Annotated in this window: 15 protein-coding genes; 3 read left to right on the plus strand and 12 right to left on the minus strand. The window is 37.6% G+C overall.

All coding sequences use genetic code 11. The features are described 5' to 3' along the window. Positions 1-6 precede the first annotated feature (6 nt). The 11 genes from EG346_RS04140 to EG346_RS04190 all read right to left on the minus strand — a co-directional run bounded on the left by EG346_RS04140 (position 7) and on the right by EG346_RS04190 (position 12,531). Positions 7-375 carry a hypothetical protein gene (locus tag EG346_RS04140; protein ID WP_123877071.1) on the minus strand — a complete coding sequence of 123 codons (369 nt, stop codon included), beginning with the start codon at positions 373-375 and terminating at the stop codon, positions 7-9. 3 nt (positions 376-378) lie between these two features. Then, positions 379-1,053, minus strand: coding sequence for a superoxide dismutase (locus EG346_RS04145; protein ID WP_123877072.1), 675 nt, complete (start codon positions 1,051-1,053; stop codon positions 379-381). 189 nt (positions 1,054-1,242) lie between these two features. Next, positions 1,243-1,926 (minus strand): SCO family protein, encoded by a 684-nt coding sequence (locus EG346_RS04150; RefSeq protein WP_394343273.1) that lies wholly within the window; start codon positions 1,924-1,926, stop codon positions 1,243-1,245. After that, positions 1,913-2,188, minus strand: a complete 276-nt coding sequence (locus EG346_RS04155) for a YHS domain-containing protein (protein WP_123877074.1) — start codon at positions 2,186-2,188, stop codon at positions 1,913-1,915. The genes EG346_RS04150 and EG346_RS04155 overlap by 14 nt, the downstream gene beginning before the upstream one ends. Before the next feature lie 160 nt (positions 2,189-2,348). Then, positions 2,349-2,744 carry a hypothetical protein gene (locus EG346_RS04160; protein ID WP_228426581.1) on the minus strand — a complete coding sequence of 132 codons (396 nt, stop codon included), beginning with the start codon at positions 2,742-2,744 and terminating at the stop codon, positions 2,349-2,351. A 240-nt stretch (positions 2,745-2,984) separates the two neighbouring features. Then, positions 2,985-4,949 carry a heavy metal translocating P-type ATPase gene (locus EG346_RS04165; RefSeq protein ID WP_123877075.1) on the minus strand — a complete coding sequence of 655 codons (1,965 nt, stop codon included), beginning with the start codon at positions 4,947-4,949 and terminating at the stop codon, positions 2,985-2,987. Positions 4,950-4,993: 44 nt separating this feature from the next. Continuing rightward, on the minus strand, positions 4,994-5,413 hold the full coding sequence (locus EG346_RS04170) for a Fur family transcriptional regulator (protein WP_073330184.1): 420 nt from the start codon (positions 5,411-5,413) through the stop codon (positions 4,994-4,996). Positions 5,414-5,434: 21 nt separating this feature from the next. After that, a complete protein-coding gene (locus tag EG346_RS04175) occupies positions 5,435-6,316 on the minus strand; it encodes a bestrophin family protein (RefSeq protein WP_123877076.1) in 882 nt (293 codons plus the stop codon). A 131-nt stretch (positions 6,317-6,447) separates the two neighbouring features. After that, on the minus strand, positions 6,448-7,710 hold the full coding sequence (locus EG346_RS04180; RefSeq protein ID WP_123877077.1) for an efflux RND transporter periplasmic adaptor subunit: 1,263 nt from the start codon (positions 7,708-7,710) through the stop codon (positions 6,448-6,450). A gap of 1 nt (position 7,711) precedes the next feature. After that, positions 7,712-12,073 carry a CusA/CzcA family heavy metal efflux RND transporter gene (locus EG346_RS04185; RefSeq protein WP_123877078.1) on the minus strand — a complete coding sequence of 1,454 codons (4,362 nt, stop codon included), beginning with the start codon at positions 12,071-12,073 and terminating at the stop codon, positions 7,712-7,714. Between the two features lie 134 nt (positions 12,074-12,207). Then, positions 12,208-12,531 carry a DUF6660 family protein gene (locus tag EG346_RS04190; protein WP_123877079.1) on the minus strand — a complete coding sequence of 108 codons (324 nt, stop codon included), beginning with the start codon at positions 12,529-12,531 and terminating at the stop codon, positions 12,208-12,210. 134 nt (positions 12,532-12,665) lie between these two features. On the opposite strand from EG346_RS04190, the gene EG346_RS04195 reads away from it, so the two are divergent. Next, positions 12,666-13,139, plus strand: a complete 474-nt coding sequence (locus EG346_RS04195; protein ID WP_123877080.1) for a hypothetical protein — start codon at positions 12,666-12,668, stop codon at positions 13,137-13,139. Between the two features lie 72 nt (positions 13,140-13,211). Here EG346_RS04195 and EG346_RS04200 read toward each other — a convergent pair whose 3' ends face one another. After that, positions 13,212-15,044 (minus strand): acyltransferase family protein, encoded by a 1,833-nt coding sequence (locus EG346_RS04200; RefSeq protein ID WP_123877081.1) that lies wholly within the window; start codon positions 15,042-15,044, stop codon positions 13,212-13,214. Positions 15,045-15,315: 271 nt separating this feature from the next. Here EG346_RS04200 and EG346_RS04205 point away from each other — a divergent pair, with 271 nt between their 5' ends. Then, positions 15,316-16,122 carry a cell wall anchor protein gene (locus tag EG346_RS04205; protein ID WP_228429370.1) on the plus strand — a complete coding sequence of 269 codons (807 nt, stop codon included), beginning with the start codon at positions 15,316-15,318 and terminating at the stop codon, positions 16,120-16,122. A gap of 7 nt (positions 16,123-16,129) precedes the next feature. Then, positions 16,130-16,606, plus strand: coding sequence for a T9SS type A sorting domain-containing protein (locus EG346_RS04210; RefSeq protein WP_073330209.1), 477 nt, complete (start codon positions 16,130-16,132; stop codon positions 16,604-16,606). The last annotated feature ends 73 nt before the right edge of the window (positions 16,607-16,679 follow it).

Raw genomic sequence — 16,679 nt, forward strand, 5'->3', positions numbered from 1 at the left:
CTGAACTTAAAAAACAGGTGGTTTGAAAATGTGTTTCAGAAACAGAAAAGAATAGGCTGTTTCGTAGAGAAAATTGAAATTTACAGAAAGAAATTTTTCTGCTTTTTGGATGGATATAATTTCAGGAAGTGTACAGATATCAATAATTTTCTGTCCTGAACTTTTGGTTTTATTCAGAGGCGAAGAGTCAGAATCATTCGTCTTTGCTAATTCTTTGCTTACGTAGCATTTTCCATTACAGTGAAGTTCCGGTTTGCTTTTGTTGATACAAAGAACGGTGGAAATATAATTATAATTTACAGCATACTCCACCAGTGGGATCAGAGGTCTGAACACCATATAGAAAGTAAGGAATATGCTGCAAATTAAATTCATGTGTTATTTTTTGCTTACCGCTTCATCATATCTTCTGCTCACTTCTTTCCAGTTAAGCACATTCCAGATAGCATTTAAATAATCTGCTCTTTTATTCTGGTATTTCAGATAATAAGCATGTTCCCAAACATCAATTCCTAAGATCGGTGTTCCTTTTTCTTCCACTGCATCCATCAGAGGGTTATCCTGGTTAGGTGTAGAAGACACGAATAATTTTCCGCTCTTGTCTACAGCAAGCCATGCCCATCCTGAACCAAAACGATCTGCCCCTGCTTTGCTGATCTTTGCTTTAAAAGCATCCATGCTTCCGAAAGTTTCCGTAATTGCTTTAGTCAATTTTTCAGAAGGCTGTGTATTTTTTACCGGAGTAAGAACGGTCCAGAAAAGTTCGTGGTTATAATGTCCACCGGCATTGTTTCTTACTGCCGGAGTCAGTTTAGAAACATTTGAAAGGATCTGGAAAAGGGTCTGTTTTTCCTGTGGTGTTCCCGCGATCGCTTTATTCAAATTCGCAACATACGCTGCCGCATGTTTTGAATAGTGAATTTCCATAGTCTGAGCATCCACTGAACCTTCCAGTGCATTGTATGCATAAGGAAGGGGAGTCTGCTTAAACTGCGCAAAAGCGAACTGTGCGGCAAATACGGCACTTAAAGCTGCTATTTTCAAAATCTTCATAACGTTTTGTTTTTATGGTTTAACAATATTTTTTTACTCATAGAAGGAAGATGGAAGCACGAAGTTATGCATACCTTTAGATGATTCTGCTTCATTGATCTTTCTTCATCTCATCATTTTACGCTCTCAATCTAATGACTGCCATCAATCATTATTTTCTTCATTAACTTCCATCTTCGTTTCTTTACTCTATTTCAATAATTTTTGAATATCCTCGACCAATATCTCCCTGTCGGGGTGGTATTTCCCATTAAGCTTTGGGGTCTTCCCTTCCGGATCTTCATAATTCAATCCCGAATAATACAGGATCGGCATATGGTCTTTATTGTACCTGCAGCGGATATTTCCTTCTTTATCTACCAGAGCGATCATTCCGCTATGATTAAGGCTTTCTCCTTCATCTTCTTTATCCCCGACATAGATATTGAACTGGTCTGCCAGCTTTCCTATATACTCTCTGTTTCCCGTAAGAAAATGCCAGTCCGGAGATTTTGCGTCTACACTTTTAGCATGTTCTTTTAATGCTGCCGGCGTATCGTTATCAGGATCAATGCTTATTGAAATAATCCCAAAATCAGGACTGTTTACCTCATCTTCAATAAACCTCATATTACGGTTCATCACCGGACATATGGTAGGACATTTGCTAAAGAAGAATTCTACCAGATATACTTTTCCAAGCATCTCTTTATTGGTGATTTTCTTATTGTTCTGATCGGTGAGTTCAAAATCAGGAACCTTCATTACCGTGTACAGGTTTTTCTTAAAATATCCCATTCCTACACCAATTCCCAGAAACAACAAAGCAAAAATTGCAATTGGAATAATTACCTTTTTCTTTGTACCCGTTTGGGTCTTGTTATTTTTGGACATACTTTTCAGGATTTTTTTTGAACTCGTCCTTACATAAGCTACTGCAAAAACCGTACGTTTTATTTTTATAGACTGCGGTATCTTTCATATCATCCTCCGTTTTCATGTGACAGATAGGATCTTCTGCATTGACAAATTTCACTTTGCTAACAGTGGATTTTGAAGATGCTGTGCTCTTTTTATGCTTTACCTTAGGGGTTTCCTGGCCACAGGCGAATAATGAAACTGACAATAATGCAGTCAAAATAATTTTTGATTTCATTTTATTTTTAAATTGAAATTAATAGTATGATAAATGTGTAAACTAATTCTCAACGCAAAGATAATCATGGGTTTTATTGCGGGATGCCATTAAAAGCAACACTCATGCGTACCACACGAAGACATTTTTGAGAAAAAAAACTAAAAAAATAGTTAATCTATTAAGCTAAAGGAGGATGGAATATCCGTGAAAAATATTCTGAAGTATGATTAATAGTATAATCTGAATGGATAGCCTTAGCGTCAGTATCGGATTCTTTATGATGAAAAAATGAAAGCGGATCATGGGAAACAAAAACATCCAGTACAGATATTTTAATAACCTGGGAATTATTGGATTGCTTTTCTGTTTTCGCCAGTTCCTTGCTGACATAGCACTTCCCTTTACACGTTGACTGAGGAACATTTCTATTCTCACAGAGGTTTTTTACAATATAATCATAGTTCACGGCATAGTTCACCAATGGCAAAACAGGGCGTAATGCAATGGTAAAAATGATAAATATGGAAATAAAAAATCTCAATGATCTGTTCTGTTGTACAAATATACTACTCAAATTGGGTTTATGGATTATTTATGATGAATGTCATTGATTATTTTTGGTGGGGAATATTTCGTTACGGAGTTTTGAGTTATTCTTTCTTTCGCGGATTGTGGTGATTTTGCAGATTCTTTTTTGGATATAAAAAAACCTTATAGATTTTGACCATCTATAAGGTTTGGGTGTTTCATATTTTTTAATGAATAATACAGGGGTTTTAATCGCAAAGGCGCGAAAGGGATTACCCCCTACTCTCTAACTAAACTTCATCCTTTGTATTCTCACCGCATTTAAAATGGCCAGCATTGCTACTCCCACATCTGCGAATACCGCTTCCCACATGGTTGCCAGACCTCCAGCTCCCAGAGCTAAAACAACTGCTTTTACCGCGAAGGCTAAAACAATATTCTGCCAAACGATCTTCTTGGTCTGTTTACCGATATTGATCGCCATTGGAATTTTGCTCGGTTTATCATCCTGTATCACGACATCTGCTGTTTCAATTGTGGCATCGCTTCCGAGCCCGCCCATGGCAATTCCTACGTCGCTAAGTGCTACTACCGGAGCATCATTCACTCCATCCCCTACAAAGGCTACGGTTTGATTTTTCGCTTTGATCTCTTTTACTTTATTCACTTTGTCTTCCGGTAAGAGATCTCCAAAAGCATTGTCGATACCCAACTGGTCTGCCACATATTTGACAACGGTACTTTTATCCCCGCTGAGCATAGTGGCTTTTACACCCATCCTGTGAAGGTTTTCAACGGTTTCTTTAGCATCACTTTTTATACTGTCTGCAATGGTAATATAGCCTGCAAACTTTTGATCATAAGCTATGGCAATAAGCGTGTACACAATATTCGAGTGATTGGTATCGTAGCTGATCTTGAATTTATCCATCAGCTTAAAATTACCAACCAGCAATTCTTTTCCATTGACTGACGCTTTTAAACCATGCCCCGCAATTTCTTCCACATTTTCCAGAGGAATAGCATGATCTATCTCGCCAGCGTAGTTATGGATCGCTGTCGCTACAGGGTGTGTACTTTTACTTTCCAGAACATTCACCAGTTTCAGGATCTCATCTTTATTGAATTCAGGTTTGATGTTAACTTCCTGTACTTTGAATACTCCTTCTGTCATGGTTCCTGTTTTATCCATCACCACATTCTGAATTTCTGCGATACTGTCAAGAAAATTACTTCCTTTAAAAAGAATTCCATTTCTGCTGGCTGCTCCGATTCCCCCGAAATATCCAAGCGGAATAGAGATCACCAATGCACAAGGACATGAAATAACAAGGAAGATCAAGGCTCTGTATAACCAGTCTCTGAACTGATAATCGCTGACAAAGAAGTAAGGCAGAAGACAGATTCCGATGGCCAGAAATACAACAATCGGCGTATATACTTTTGCAAATTTTCTGATGAATAATTCTGTCGGAGCTTTCTGTGCCGTGGCATTCTGTACCATTTCCAAAATCTTACTCAGTTTGCTGTCTTCATAAGCGGTATTTACTTTTACAAGAGCAATGCTGTTCATATTAATCATCCCCGCCAGTACGGTTTCCCCTTTTGTTTTAGTGTCCGGTTTGCTTTCACCTGTGAGCGCTGCGGTATTAAATGAAGCTGACTCTGTCATCAGTTTCCCGTCAAGAGCCAGTTTTTCTCCAGGTTTCAGCTGGATGATATCGCCTATTTTTGTTTCTTTTGCTTTAATTATTTTAGGTTGACTGCCTTCAATGACTGTTACCTCATCAGGACGCTGATCCAGCAATGCTTTGATGTTTCCTTTTGCCCTTGAAACGGCCATTCCCTGAAATACCTCTCCTACGGAATAGAACAGCATTACCGCAACACCTTCGGGATATTCACCAATTGCAAATGCTCCTACTGTGGCAATTCCCATCAGGAAAAACTCGGAAAAGACATCCCCGTGAATGATACTTTCGTAGGCTTCCTTTAATACGGGAAATCCTACCGGAATATAGGCAGCCAGATACCATACTAAGCGTACCCAGCCTGTAAACCATTCTGTTTTTATATAATTATCTAATGCGATTCCTATCAGCAACAGCAGAAAAGAGATGATGGCAGGAAGAAACATCTGAAAAGGTGTTTTGTCTCCTGTATCGTGAGAGTGATCATGTCCGTCTCCTTCGGAATGATCGTGGGCATGCTGTTCTTTCTTTTTGGGTTTTGTACTGCAACATTCTTCCATAAATACTATTTTGATGTAAAATTAAGGGTATACTCAATGCAATACTATTGCAAACTTTCAAGGCAGTTTTCGCAGATTCCTTTGGCAAAAAGTCTTATTTCATCGATTCGAAAGTTGGCCTGAACATTTTGAGGAAATGAAATATCTTCTCTGCAGGTGGTCTGTTTACATATTTTGCAGTAAAAATGCAGATGCCAGTCTTTGTGGGTTTTTTCATCGCAGCCGTCATCACATAATTTATACTTTGTGGTGGTATTTTCCTGTATGCTGTGAACAATTCCCTTTTCTTCAAAAGTTTTCAATGTCCGGTAAATCGTAGTACGATCTGCATTGTCAAAATGATTTTCTACTTCAGAAAGAGACAACGCAGCTTCCTGTGTACTCAAAAAATCATAGACGAGAATCCTCATGCTGGTAGGCTTGGTATTTTTATCAATGAGTTTGGTTTCTATATCTTTTTTCATTTGTACGATTATTTTAGTGGATCACATTTCGTAATACAAAGAATTTTCTTTTTTGACAGGAATATTCTGATCTCCCGTCATCTGTTTAATATTAATTTCAATGGTCTGTGCCAGCGCGGTCACAGGTGTATCTACAGGCCCGTTTTCAAAAGGATCCTGCATGATAATGGATGTTTTCTCGATCGCAAGAAACATCACCGGGATAAGGAACGTAATGATAATTTCAACAGCCAGCTGTGCATCATCCAGCCCAAAAGGAAGGATCGCTGCAAAAACATAGATTAAGGTATGCAGCAAAATACTGTAAGACCTTGGAAAAACCGTATTTTTCAGTCTTTCACATTTCCCCATGCTGTCGCAGAGTCTGGTGATGATATCGTTCAGCTGCATCTGCTGAAAGTCTGTTAAACCTTTCGAAAAAGCAATTTCTCTGAGCTGTTGGGAATGTCTATCCAGAAGGGCATTCGGAATATTTGCTGCTTTGATCTGATGTTCATCCAGATAGTTCTGAACCCGGTCTGAAAAAGGCTGTCTTCTCAGAGATTCACCAAGTGCATACGTCCAGATGATTTGTCTTTCTGCAAATTCCTTTATGATCTTATGTTCTCCCGCCGGGAAAAACTGAGTGACCAACCTCATCAGCGTCCTTGAATCATTCACTATCGCGCCCCAGACTGTTCTGGCTTCCCACCATCTTTCGTAGGATTGGGAAGTCCGGAATGCGAGCAGCAATGAAACAGCCGTTCCCAAAAGAGCCGGAATATTAAGGGGAAGTGAGATTTTCCGGAACCATGGGAGAAGGTCTAATAATCCTATGGATACAGCAAATATTCCCATATACAGGATCTGGGTTTTTATTTCACGGATAAAATACCAGATGGATATTTTCTTGTTTAACAGCATAACTGAAGATGTATTAAAATGTTTCTTGTCTGTCTGACTCTGAAAAATCTACCGTAACCTCCTCTAATTTAGGCATAAAAATCGGTAGTTCTTCCGGTCTGTTCCTGTAAATCAATGATCATTTCCTTATTTTAATGCTCATGCCCGCCGGAATTGGAAAGTTTAGCATTAACGAAAAAAGCTCCTTTCACTACAATTCTTGCATCAACAGGAATTTCTTTTACAGGCGTAATGGCTGTATATCCCATATCTGATGTTCCTTTTATCACTTCTATTTTTTCAAAATTCAAGGTTTTTTGATGTTGGGCAGGTTCTTCTTTTTGATTTTTGTGATCATCTCCACCTTCTTCCTCTTCATGTTCCTCCGGTTTTTTATCGGTACGGATGAAAACATAGTATTTTCCGTCTGCTTCTACGATAGATTCATTGGGAACGGCTGGAGTTGTATTTTTATCAAGACTTACAATTCCAGTGATATTCATGCCGTCGATGAGGCCTGCCTTATTTCCGGTCACTGTTCCGTGTACAGAAACGGTCTTGCTTTCGTTTTCAAACGAAGATCCTACACTGTAAACCATGGCATCATATTCCGTTTCAGGATTATTGGTCAGCTTAAAATGCACGATCTGTCCTACTCTCATTTTAGGAAGATCTTTTTCAAAAACCTGCAGATCAAGGTGAATCGAATTGTTATCAATAATCTCCGCCACAGGCGACGAAACGTCTACATAGCTTCCAATCTGTGCGGAGATACTGCTAACGGTTCCGCTGATTGGTGCCGTAATGACGAGCCCTGATCTCATATTGGAATTATTTACTTTCCCCGGGCTGATTCCCATCATCTGAAGCTGTCTTAAAAGAGAGGCTTTCTTTGTTCTCAGGGTTTTAAGTTCTGCATCTGAGCTCTGAAGATTTTTCTTTGCCCCTGCATCATTATCAAAAAGCTCCCGCTGTCTTCTGTATTCCTGCTCTGCATAGGTAATTCTGCTGTTCGTGGTCAGGTATTCTTCCTGCAGCTGGATAAATTCTGGGTTGGCGATAGTTGCAATCACCTGTCCTTTTTTCACGATGCTTCCTACCTGCACATTCAGAGTTTTGATCACTCCGCCGTACAATGAAGTGATCGTCGCCTTATTATTGTTTGGAACTCTCAGAAGGCCGTTTGCCTTGATGGTGGAAGTAAGTTCTTTCATTTCTATGGGGCCTAAAGATATTCCTACAGATTTGATTTGATCTTCTGTTAACGAAGCAATAGTCTGAGCTGCTTCTTCGTGGCCAGTTTCGGCCTTTTCAGTTTTCACTTCAGTTTTTTCTACTGTCGCTTCTTTTTTTCCGCAGGTTATAAGTAAAAATGCCGTGACGGTCAGATATATGATATTGTGCTTTATTTTCATGTTATTTATTGATGATTGAATTAATGGTAACTACAGATTGATTGACCTGCTGAATGGATTCTAAATATTTTAGCTGAATATTCGTGGCAGTCTGCAGGGCAAAAAGATATTCTACGTAAGAGATTTCTCCAGTTTTGTAGCCTAATTGGGCTGCTTTGACAATTTTTTCTGCATTCGGGATTGCCTGACTTACATAATATTCATGCTGCTGTATATCCTGCTGATATTGTGCAAAAGCATTTTCAAGCTGTGTCGAAAGCTGATTCTGTTTCATCTTTGCATTGGTTTCAGCCGCTAGTTTTTCATATTCCAAAGATTGCATTCTTGCTTTTGTTGCCCCAAACGTCAACGGAATCGCAACCCCCACAGAGAAGGAATTGAATCGGTCGTCGGCATTATAGAATTTTTCCTGCCCGTTTTTGGTATGGAAACCTATCAGCGACTGACTTGTCAATCCAAGGCTGAATTCTGGAAGTCCCTGTGATTTTTCCACATTTTTATTTTTCTCAGCAATTTCCATTTCGTGATAAAAAGCCTTAACCGTAGGATTATTAGCTATGGATGAACTGTCGAGGATATTTTCTGTTCTTAAAGGTTCATAATCCTTTTTGAAGGGAACTTCGAAATCTTCGGAAGTATTCAATAATGTCTTTAGATTTTTATAGGCATTGTTTAAATAGACTTCATTTTGTTTCAGCAGGAGGCTGATTTCACCCTTTTGGGTTTCTGCGGTGTTAATCTCAATCTTCTTTATGTCTCCTGCTTTAAATCTCACAGTGGCAATTCTGATAAAATCCTGATAAAGACTGTCCAGATCTTTCAGTTTGAATTTGTTGTACTGAAGGTATTCGATCTGATAATAATAACTCCTAACCTGTTTGGTCAGTTCATTCGCCGAAACTTCTTTATCAATCTGTCTGCTTCTGATGTTTTCGGAGATCAATTCTCTTCTTGCTTTGAACAGTGTCGGGAAAGGAATGTTTTGCGAAATGGCAAATGACTGGTCGAATTTCGGACTGTTGTACTGTCCCAACTGGGCTTCAAAATTTAATTTGGGAAGTTCTTTTGCCGTCCCTTTCAGCGCTTCTGCAGATTTTATATTGAGATCTTTTGATTTTAAAACCAAATTGTTTTCAGTGGCCATTTCTACTGCCTGATCTACGGAAATCTGTTTGGTCTGCGCATTAAACGTCTGTCCGAACATCAGCAACCCAAGAACAATAACTGTTGTGAATGGTTTAATTCTATTCATCTTCGATGGAATCTTTGAATTAAAAATAATATAGAGCATCGGCAGAACAAATAAAGTAAGAAATGTAGCGGTTACCAATCCTCCGATAACTACGGTTGCCAATGGTTTCTGTACCTCAGCTCCGGCTCCTGTAGAAATCGCCATCGGCAGAAATCCCAGTGAAGCTACTGTTGCGGTCATCAGAACGGGTCTTAGTCTTGTTTTCGTTCCTTCATATACTCTCTTCAATACATTCGTCTCGCCCTCTTTTTCAAGTTGGTTAAAGGTTCCGATCAAAACAATTCCATTAAGAACTGCGACTCCGAAAAGTGCGATAAATCCGATTCCGGCACTGATACTGAAAGGCATATCTCTTAAAAGAAGGGCAAATACCCCACCAATGGCACTCATGGGAATGGCCGTAAAGATCAATGCAGCCTGCTTAAATGAGTGAAAGGTGAAATAAAGCAGCATAAAAATCAGAAACAGAGAAACCGGAACGGCTATCATCAGACGCTTGCTGGCTTCCTGTAAATTTTCAAATTGTCCACCATAGGTAAAATAATATCCGGAAGGTAACTTGATCTGTTGATCCAGTTTGGTCTGAATATCTTTCACGACGCTTTGTACATCACGGTCTTTTACATTGAAACCGATCACGATTCTTCTTTTTCCCTCTTCACGGCTGATCTGTGCAGGACCCAGTTTATAGCTGACATTAGCCACCTGGGAAAGGGGAATCTGAGCTCCTGTACCCGTTGCAATCATTAAGTTATTCACATCATCGATATTGGTTCTGTGAAGGCTGTCGAGACGGACGACAAGATCAAAACGTCTTTCGTTTTCAAACACCTGTCCGGCTGCTTTCCCGGCAAAGGCTGTACTTACTGCGTTGTTTACATCTTCTATATTTAAACCATAATTAGCCATTCTCGTTCTGTCGTATTCTACATTGATCTGGGGAAGTCCGCTTATTCTTTCAATCTGCGGAGGCGTGGCTCCGTCAACAGTCTGGATGATCTTTCCTACTTTATCTGCATAAATAGACAATGAATCCAGGTTTTCCCCAAAAATTTTAACGGCAACATCCTGTCTGATCCCCGTCATCAGCTCATTGAAACGCATCTGGATTGGCTGGTTTTTTTCAAAAAACACCCCGGGAATGGTTTCTAATTTCTCACTGATCTCATCGGCCAGTTCTGTGTATGATTTTTTTGATTTCCATTCGCTTTGTGGTTTTAAAACGACAATCAAATCGGTGGCTTCGGGAGGCATCGGATCGGTAGGAACCTCAGCGGACCCGGTTTTTCCAACGACCATTTTCACCTCATCAAACTGTTTGATAATTCTGGAAGCCTGCATAGATGTTTCGATACTCTGACTGAGTGAACTTCCCTGCGGCAGAATACAGTGGAATGCATAATCGCCTTCCTGCAATTGCGGAATAAATTCGCCTCCCATATTTTTGAAAATAAAAGCACTGATGACAAAAATGAAAATCGTGGCTGACACGATGATGTATTTTACTTTAATTGCTTTCTGCAACATCGGCTGATAGATCTTCTGCAGGAAATTCATCATCTTATCTGAAAAGTTTTTTTTATGTGAAATCTTTTTGGACAAGAACAAGGCACTCATCATTGGAATATAGGTCAATGAAAGGATTAGAGCTCCTAAAATGGCAAATCCTACTGTTTTGGCCATCGGAGTAAACATTTTTCCTTCAACTCCGGCCAGTGTAAGAATGGGAATGTAAACGATAAGGATAATGATCTCTCCGAAAGCGGCACTGCTTCTGATCTTGGATGCGGAGAGGAAAACTTCTTCGTCCATTTCGTTCTGAGTAAGATTTCGTACAGACTTCCTTAAGCCTAAATGATGTAAAGTAGCTTCAACGATGATCACGGCACCATCTACGATTAATCCGAAATCTATGGCTCCAAGGCTCATCAAATTGGCACTGACTCCAAAAACATTCATCATTCCCAAAGCAAACAGCAATGATAATGGAATGGCTGAAGCTACAATAAGTCCTGCTCTCAGGTTTCCAAGGAAAACTACCAATACGAAAATAACGATCAGGGCACCTTCAATAAGGTTTTTCTCTACGGTATTGATTGCTCTTCCGACAAGATCTGTTCTATCCAAGAATGGTTCTATGACCACATCATCGGGAAGCGATTTCTGAATGGTTGGGATTTTAGCTTTAATAAGACTTACAACATCGTTACTGTTGGCTCCTTTCAGCATCATGACCACACCTCCTACTGCATCTACTTTTCCATTATAGGTCAATGCTCCGTAACGAACAGCACTTCCGAAACGTACGTCTGCAACATCTTTTATAAAAATCGGAACGCTTCCTGTTTCATTTTTAACGGAAATATTCTTAATGTCCTCCAAAGAGGTAACAAAACCAATTCCCCGGATGAAATAGGCATTCGGTTTTTTGTCTATATAAGCTCCACCAGTATTCTGATTGTTTTTTTCTAAAGCGGTAAAAATATCTGTAATACTTACGCCCATTGCTTTAAGGCGGTCAGGATTTACCCCTACTTCATACTGTTTCAATTCTCCTCCGAAACTGTTGATTTCTGCAACACCCGGAGTTCCGTTCAGTTGTCTGCGGACGATCCAATCCTGCATGGTACGGAGATCTTTGGCTGAATATTTTTTTTCACTGCCTTTTTTGGGATGGAGAATATACTGATACACTTCCCCAAGACCTGTACTTACAGGAGCAAGTTCGGGAGTTCCCACTCCTTTGGGGATTTCTTCAACGGCCAGCTTCAACTGTTCATTGATCAGCTGTCTGGCAAAATAAACGTCTACATTTTCTTTGAAGACTACGGTGATCACGGAAAGCCCAAATCTTGAGATACTTCTGGTTTCCTCGATATCCGGTACATTGGCAATACTCTGTTCTATGGGAAAGGTAACAAGCTGCTCTACTTCCTGACCTGCGAGTGTAGGACATGCGGTAATAATCTGCACCTGATTATTGGTAATATCGGGAACGGCATCTATGGGAAGTTTTGTAGCACTCCATACACCCCAGATAATCAGAAGCAGGGTCATAATACCAACAATCACCTTGTTTTTGATACTGAATTTTATGATTTTATCTAACACGATCTGTATTTAATTTTTATTGGAAATAACTGCATACGGCAATAATGCCGTTGCAAAAATATCACGAAGACCTCTGCAATGGTATTGCAAAGTTCAAGATATAGAAAGCCTAACTTTCTAATAATCAATAAAAATTAAATCTTAGGAGGTTGCCAGATATGGTCATACATCTGGTAAGCGAAATTATTTTTCTGGAAAAGAATTTTCTTTGAAAAGTAAGCCTTAACCTGGCCAGGAATTTCGAATAAAGGATCCATTTTAAAAGAAGACACCGTCATTTGACAGCAACTGCAGGTACAAAGCGGCGAACAGATATCTCCTTTATCTTTTGAATGGGAGTCATTAATGCTGAAGGATAATCTTGTATCTGTTGGTCCTGAAGGACGGTGCACATCTTCGCAAGGCATCAGTGACAATGCCATGAAATAGAATGCTAGTATCCATCTTAACAGGTTCATACGGACAAAGGTAAAGTTTTTTTCTAAAATGGAAAGGCTACATGATATACCTAATATATTCCTCACATTGCAGTATTTATTGAAAAGGCAGTATATTTTCTTTATTTTTGAATATAAGATGTGCCTGATAGCTTATGAAAAAACTGATTTTAATCCCTTTATTTTTTGTCCTAATATCGTGTGTCGGTTCTGATACCGAATTTTTACCCCAAACTATTTCAGAATCTAAAAGTAAAAATCTCTTCATCAAGGAATATAAACCTACGGAAAATAAGGTGACCATCAATCAGGGAGACTATGAGATTGTGGAAGCGTTTACTACTTTCAAATTGAACTCGAAAAATGATCAAACGATCAATAAAAATTTCTTTGCCTTCAGTGTAAGGATTAAAAATCTTAAGACAGGTAAGGCAGGTCTTTCCGTTGAAGACAGTGATCACAGTCAATTCCTCAATTTCTATTGTGATTTCTGTGGAGGTATTAACAATGATAATGTTGTGCTGTATTATGATGACATCAGCAATAGAGAAAGCCTAAACAGTATCAAGATCGGTTTTAAAGACGGAAATAAAAATGAGAAGGTTGTTTATTTTGTTCAGAAGAGATAAAATGGTAGCAGAAATAGTAAAGAATAAATCTGCAAATTTAAATGAAAAAATTCTTTTTTAATATTTTGTATATTACTTATGCTCACCATTAATTATAGGCTTAAAGAAGGACATAAAATCTTTTTCTAGGTCTCTTGATAAGGAAACCGAGCCATAATCATTAATATGTGTGCGGTTATAATACATTAACGTATCTTTATAAAATGGAGCATTTTTAAATACTTTGCTTTTGGAAAGATCATAGAAATACACATTTTTGTTTGTTGCTGCCAGTTTTTTCAGAGCCTCTTTATTATCTTCACGAATGATAACTTTAAATTTTTTGGAAGTTTTTTTGATAAAATCTCTGTTAATTTTTACAGGATCACGATCAACTGAAGGAAATGTTCCAAATACAATCAGTTTTTGGTCTGGTTTTAAAGTATCCGCCATTTTTTTAACTGATTGATATATTGACATAGGACCTATAAAAGATGAACAGTTAATCAGAATTATTTTATTTCTGCTAATATTCTGCTCTGTAAATTTTACAAACTGCTGGGAAAAATCGTAAAACTTCATTCCGTAAGAAGGAATTTCACTTCTTTTTATTCCTTTTAGGGGAGGTAACCCACTAGTTGTCACTGTTGTAAAAGAAAAACCATTTCTTTTACCTATATAATCTAAAAATGGTTTAATTGCCAAGGCATGGCTATCTCCTATAAGCAGTATTTTGTTGTGTTTAGAATTTTTATCTCCAAATACTTCTGTTCTTTTCTGATCATGGGATTTTACCCCGAAAGATGGTGATGTATATACTTCTGGGATTTTATTTATCTCTGCTGCTTTTGGGAGAAGGAGCGATAGTAAAATCAGTAAAACAGCTCCATAACCTGCATATCGATAAAATTCAGAGTTGTTCCTTTTCCTAAAATAATTTTCAATAAAACAATATGAAAACCGGGCTAAAAGAAATGTCAAAATACAAATGAAAAAGATTTCACTTACACTCAAAAAATAATCATCATTATAATACCTGATAAAGGCAATAATTGGCCAATGCCACAGATAAAGAGAATAGGAAGTTTCGCCAATATATGTCGTAATTTTTCCAGTAAAAAAATCAGATATAAAATTATCCCCTACAACTAATAAACTGGCAGTAGCAACTGTTGGGATTAAAGCTAATGTTCCTGGGAAAAATGTATTTTTATCTATTAAAAAAGCAGATAATATTAATACTGCCAGACTCAAAGAGGATATAATATTATTATTGATCCTGCTAAAACTTATTTTATTTTTAAATCTAAGGCTAAAAAAAGCACCAACCAAAAATTCCGGAATTCTGGCAAGAAGTGAAAAATACTTTGCTGATGTTTCATTACTTATATACATTGAAATATCAACATATATTGTTAAGAAAAAAATAATTAACAAGATTAAAGCTGTCAGATATCTTCTTTTTGTGAATATAAGGATCAGTGGTAATAGAAGATAGAACTGCATTTCAATGGAAAGGGACCAAGTATGTAGAAAGGGGTTATCCTCTAATCTGGATCCGAAATAGGAGTCTCCACGGGAGAATAATATATTGGAAATAAATAAAGCTGATGTTCCTACAGATTTTTGAAACATCCAGAAATCTCTATCCAGATAAATAAAAAAACCTACTGCTGCTACGATAATAATAAAAAAAAGATAAGCCGGAAATATTCTCTTTAGCCTCCTGATATAAAAATCATAAAAGCTGAAAGTATTATTATTCTTCTGCTCTATAATGATAGATGTCATTAAAAATCCCGAGATTACAAAGAAGATATCTACTCCTATGAAGCCTCCAGGCAACCAGTTATGATTTAAATGAAAAATAAAAACTAATAAAAAAGCCAGGCCTCTTATTCCTTGTATATCATTTCTAAATAACATTTGATGATTTTAATTCAGGGCACAAATATAACAGAATAAATTATATCTGTAGAAGACTATGGATAGTGTTATTTTTTATTTAAAAGTTTAATCTATTTATGTTATGAAATAAAATACGACAAGTTTTGACGCTTTACCTATCTATATTTGTAAACAATAATTAAAATCTTCAAAAGGTTAAATATGAGAAGATTCATAAGCTAACCTATAAAATAAATCTTTTCATTGTGAACTAAAAAATATACTTTTGCGGAATATTAAAATAACTATTATGATGAAACAAAAATTACTGGTTGTAGCGCTATTGACTTCAACGTTTACTTTCGCTCAATCCTGGAATTTAACAGGAAACTCCGGAACAAACTCTTCGAATAACTTTCTGGGAACAACAGACAACCAGCCTCTGGTTCTTAAAACCAATAATACGGAAGCTATGCGTATACTCCCGGATGGAACTGTAAAAGTAGGAACAAATGATCCTGTAGGAAGCAATGAGTCATTTTTTAGAATCTACAGGGTAGAAAATCCTGTATTTGAAGTTGCGAGTTCATTGGGATCATTCCAAATCACTAAATCCAATTGTGACGGGTGCTTTGGTGGCCAGACAGGAGATACAGTCCTTAGAAATAAAGGAAAAACCCATAATATTATCCTTTCCATGCCCAGTAATTACAATGATGGGAGATATTATGTAGGAATCCAAGATCTTGCTAATGGTACCTGGGTAAAATTCTTTAATAATGCCACTGCACGATTTGACGGAAAAATTTTTGCTAAGGAAGTTGAAGTAAAAACAAACGTATGGGCGGATTATGTATTTAAAAAAGATTACAAGCTAAACAGTTTGGAAGAGGTAGAAAAACACATTCAGGAGAAAGGTCATCTTCCGAATATTCCATCATCAGAAAAGGTTTTACAAGATGGTATCAACGTAGCAGAAATGAACGTAAAGCTTCTTGAAAAAATTGAGGAACTTACCCTGTATTCCATTGAGCAGAATAAAAAGTTAAAGATTCAATCTGAAAAGGTAGAGAAGATGGAGAAACAATTGGAAAAACTTCTTTCTGAAAAAAAATAAAATACACATGAAAACAAAATTACTTTCGATATTCTCTTTGTTTATAGGCTTTTTAGGCTTTTCCCAAACTGAAGTCTATTTCAAATATGATGAAGCCGGAAACCAGAGATACAGAGGACCAAATCCGGCAGCAAAAAATGCACCTGCTGAAGAAGTAGCAAAAAAAGAGGTTAAAACAGTAGCCGCCCTGCAACAAACTCCTCCTGCAATGGATGAAAAAACTTTCTGGAAACAGATAAGATTATATCCAGTGCCCGTAAATGATGTTCTTACCATAGACTGGACTGAAGAAGCAGACAATCTTATAGAATCTGTTTCGCTGTACCAGCATAGTACAGTACACTGGAAATTCCAACAACAGAATCTTCCAGGCTTGAATCGTCAGCTGAAGATCAATATGACCGGATATGACTGGGGAGTTTATATTCTACGATTTACTCTGAAAGACGGAAGAGTCTTTGGTAGAAATGTTACCAAAAGATAGATTTTTTTTGGATTAAAAGATTGAGCATTGAAAGATTTAAAAATTTTCCGATGCTACTATTTTTTCTTTATCG

It is taken from the genome of Chryseobacterium carnipullorum (assembly GCF_003815695.1).
Lineage (GTDB): Bacteria > Bacteroidota > Bacteroidia > Flavobacteriales > Weeksellaceae > Chryseobacterium > Chryseobacterium carnipullorum.

Bases quoted from the DNA above. Each gene is read 5' to 3' on its own strand.
- EG346_RS04140 (WP_123877071.1), bottom strand. From the start codon at position 375: ATGAATTTAATTTGCAGCATATTCCTTACTTTCTATATGGTGTTCAGA.
- EG346_RS04145 (WP_123877072.1), bottom strand. From the start codon at position 1,053: ATGAAGATTTTGAAAATAGCAGCTTTAAGTGCCGTATTTGCCGCACAG.
- EG346_RS04150 (WP_394343273.1), bottom strand. From the start codon at position 1,926: ATGTCCAAAAATAACAAGACCCAAACGGGTACAAAGAAAAAGGTAATT.
- EG346_RS04155 (WP_123877074.1), bottom strand. From the start codon at position 2,188: ATGAAATCAAAAATTATTTTGACTGCATTATTGTCAGTTTCATTATTC.
- EG346_RS04165 (WP_123877075.1), bottom strand. From the start codon at position 4,949: ATGGAAGAATGTTGCAGTACAAAACCCAAAAAGAAAGAACAGCATGCC.
- EG346_RS04170 (WP_073330184.1), bottom strand. From the start codon at position 5,413: ATGAAAAAAGATATAGAAACCAAACTCATTGATAAAAATACCAAGCCT.
- EG346_RS04175 (WP_123877076.1), bottom strand. From the start codon at position 6,316: ATGCTGTTAAACAAGAAAATATCCATCTGGTATTTTATCCGTGAAATA.
- EG346_RS04180 (WP_123877077.1), bottom strand. From the start codon at position 7,710: ATGAAAATAAAGCACAATATCATATATCTGACCGTCACGGCATTTTTA.
- EG346_RS04190 (WP_123877079.1), bottom strand. From the start codon at position 12,531: ATGAACCTGTTAAGATGGATACTAGCATTCTATTTCATGGCATTGTCA.
- EG346_RS04195 (WP_123877080.1), top strand. From the start codon at position 12,666: ATGAAAAAACTGATTTTAATCCCTTTATTTTTTGTCCTAATATCGTGT.
- EG346_RS04200 (WP_123877081.1), bottom strand. From the start codon at position 15,044: ATGTTATTTAGAAATGATATACAAGGAATAAGAGGCCTGGCTTTTTTA.
- EG346_RS04205 (WP_228429370.1), top strand. From the start codon at position 15,316: ATGATGAAACAAAAATTACTGGTTGTAGCGCTATTGACTTCAACGTTT.
- EG346_RS04210 (WP_073330209.1), top strand. From the start codon at position 16,130: ATGAAAACAAAATTACTTTCGATATTCTCTTTGTTTATAGGCTTTTTA.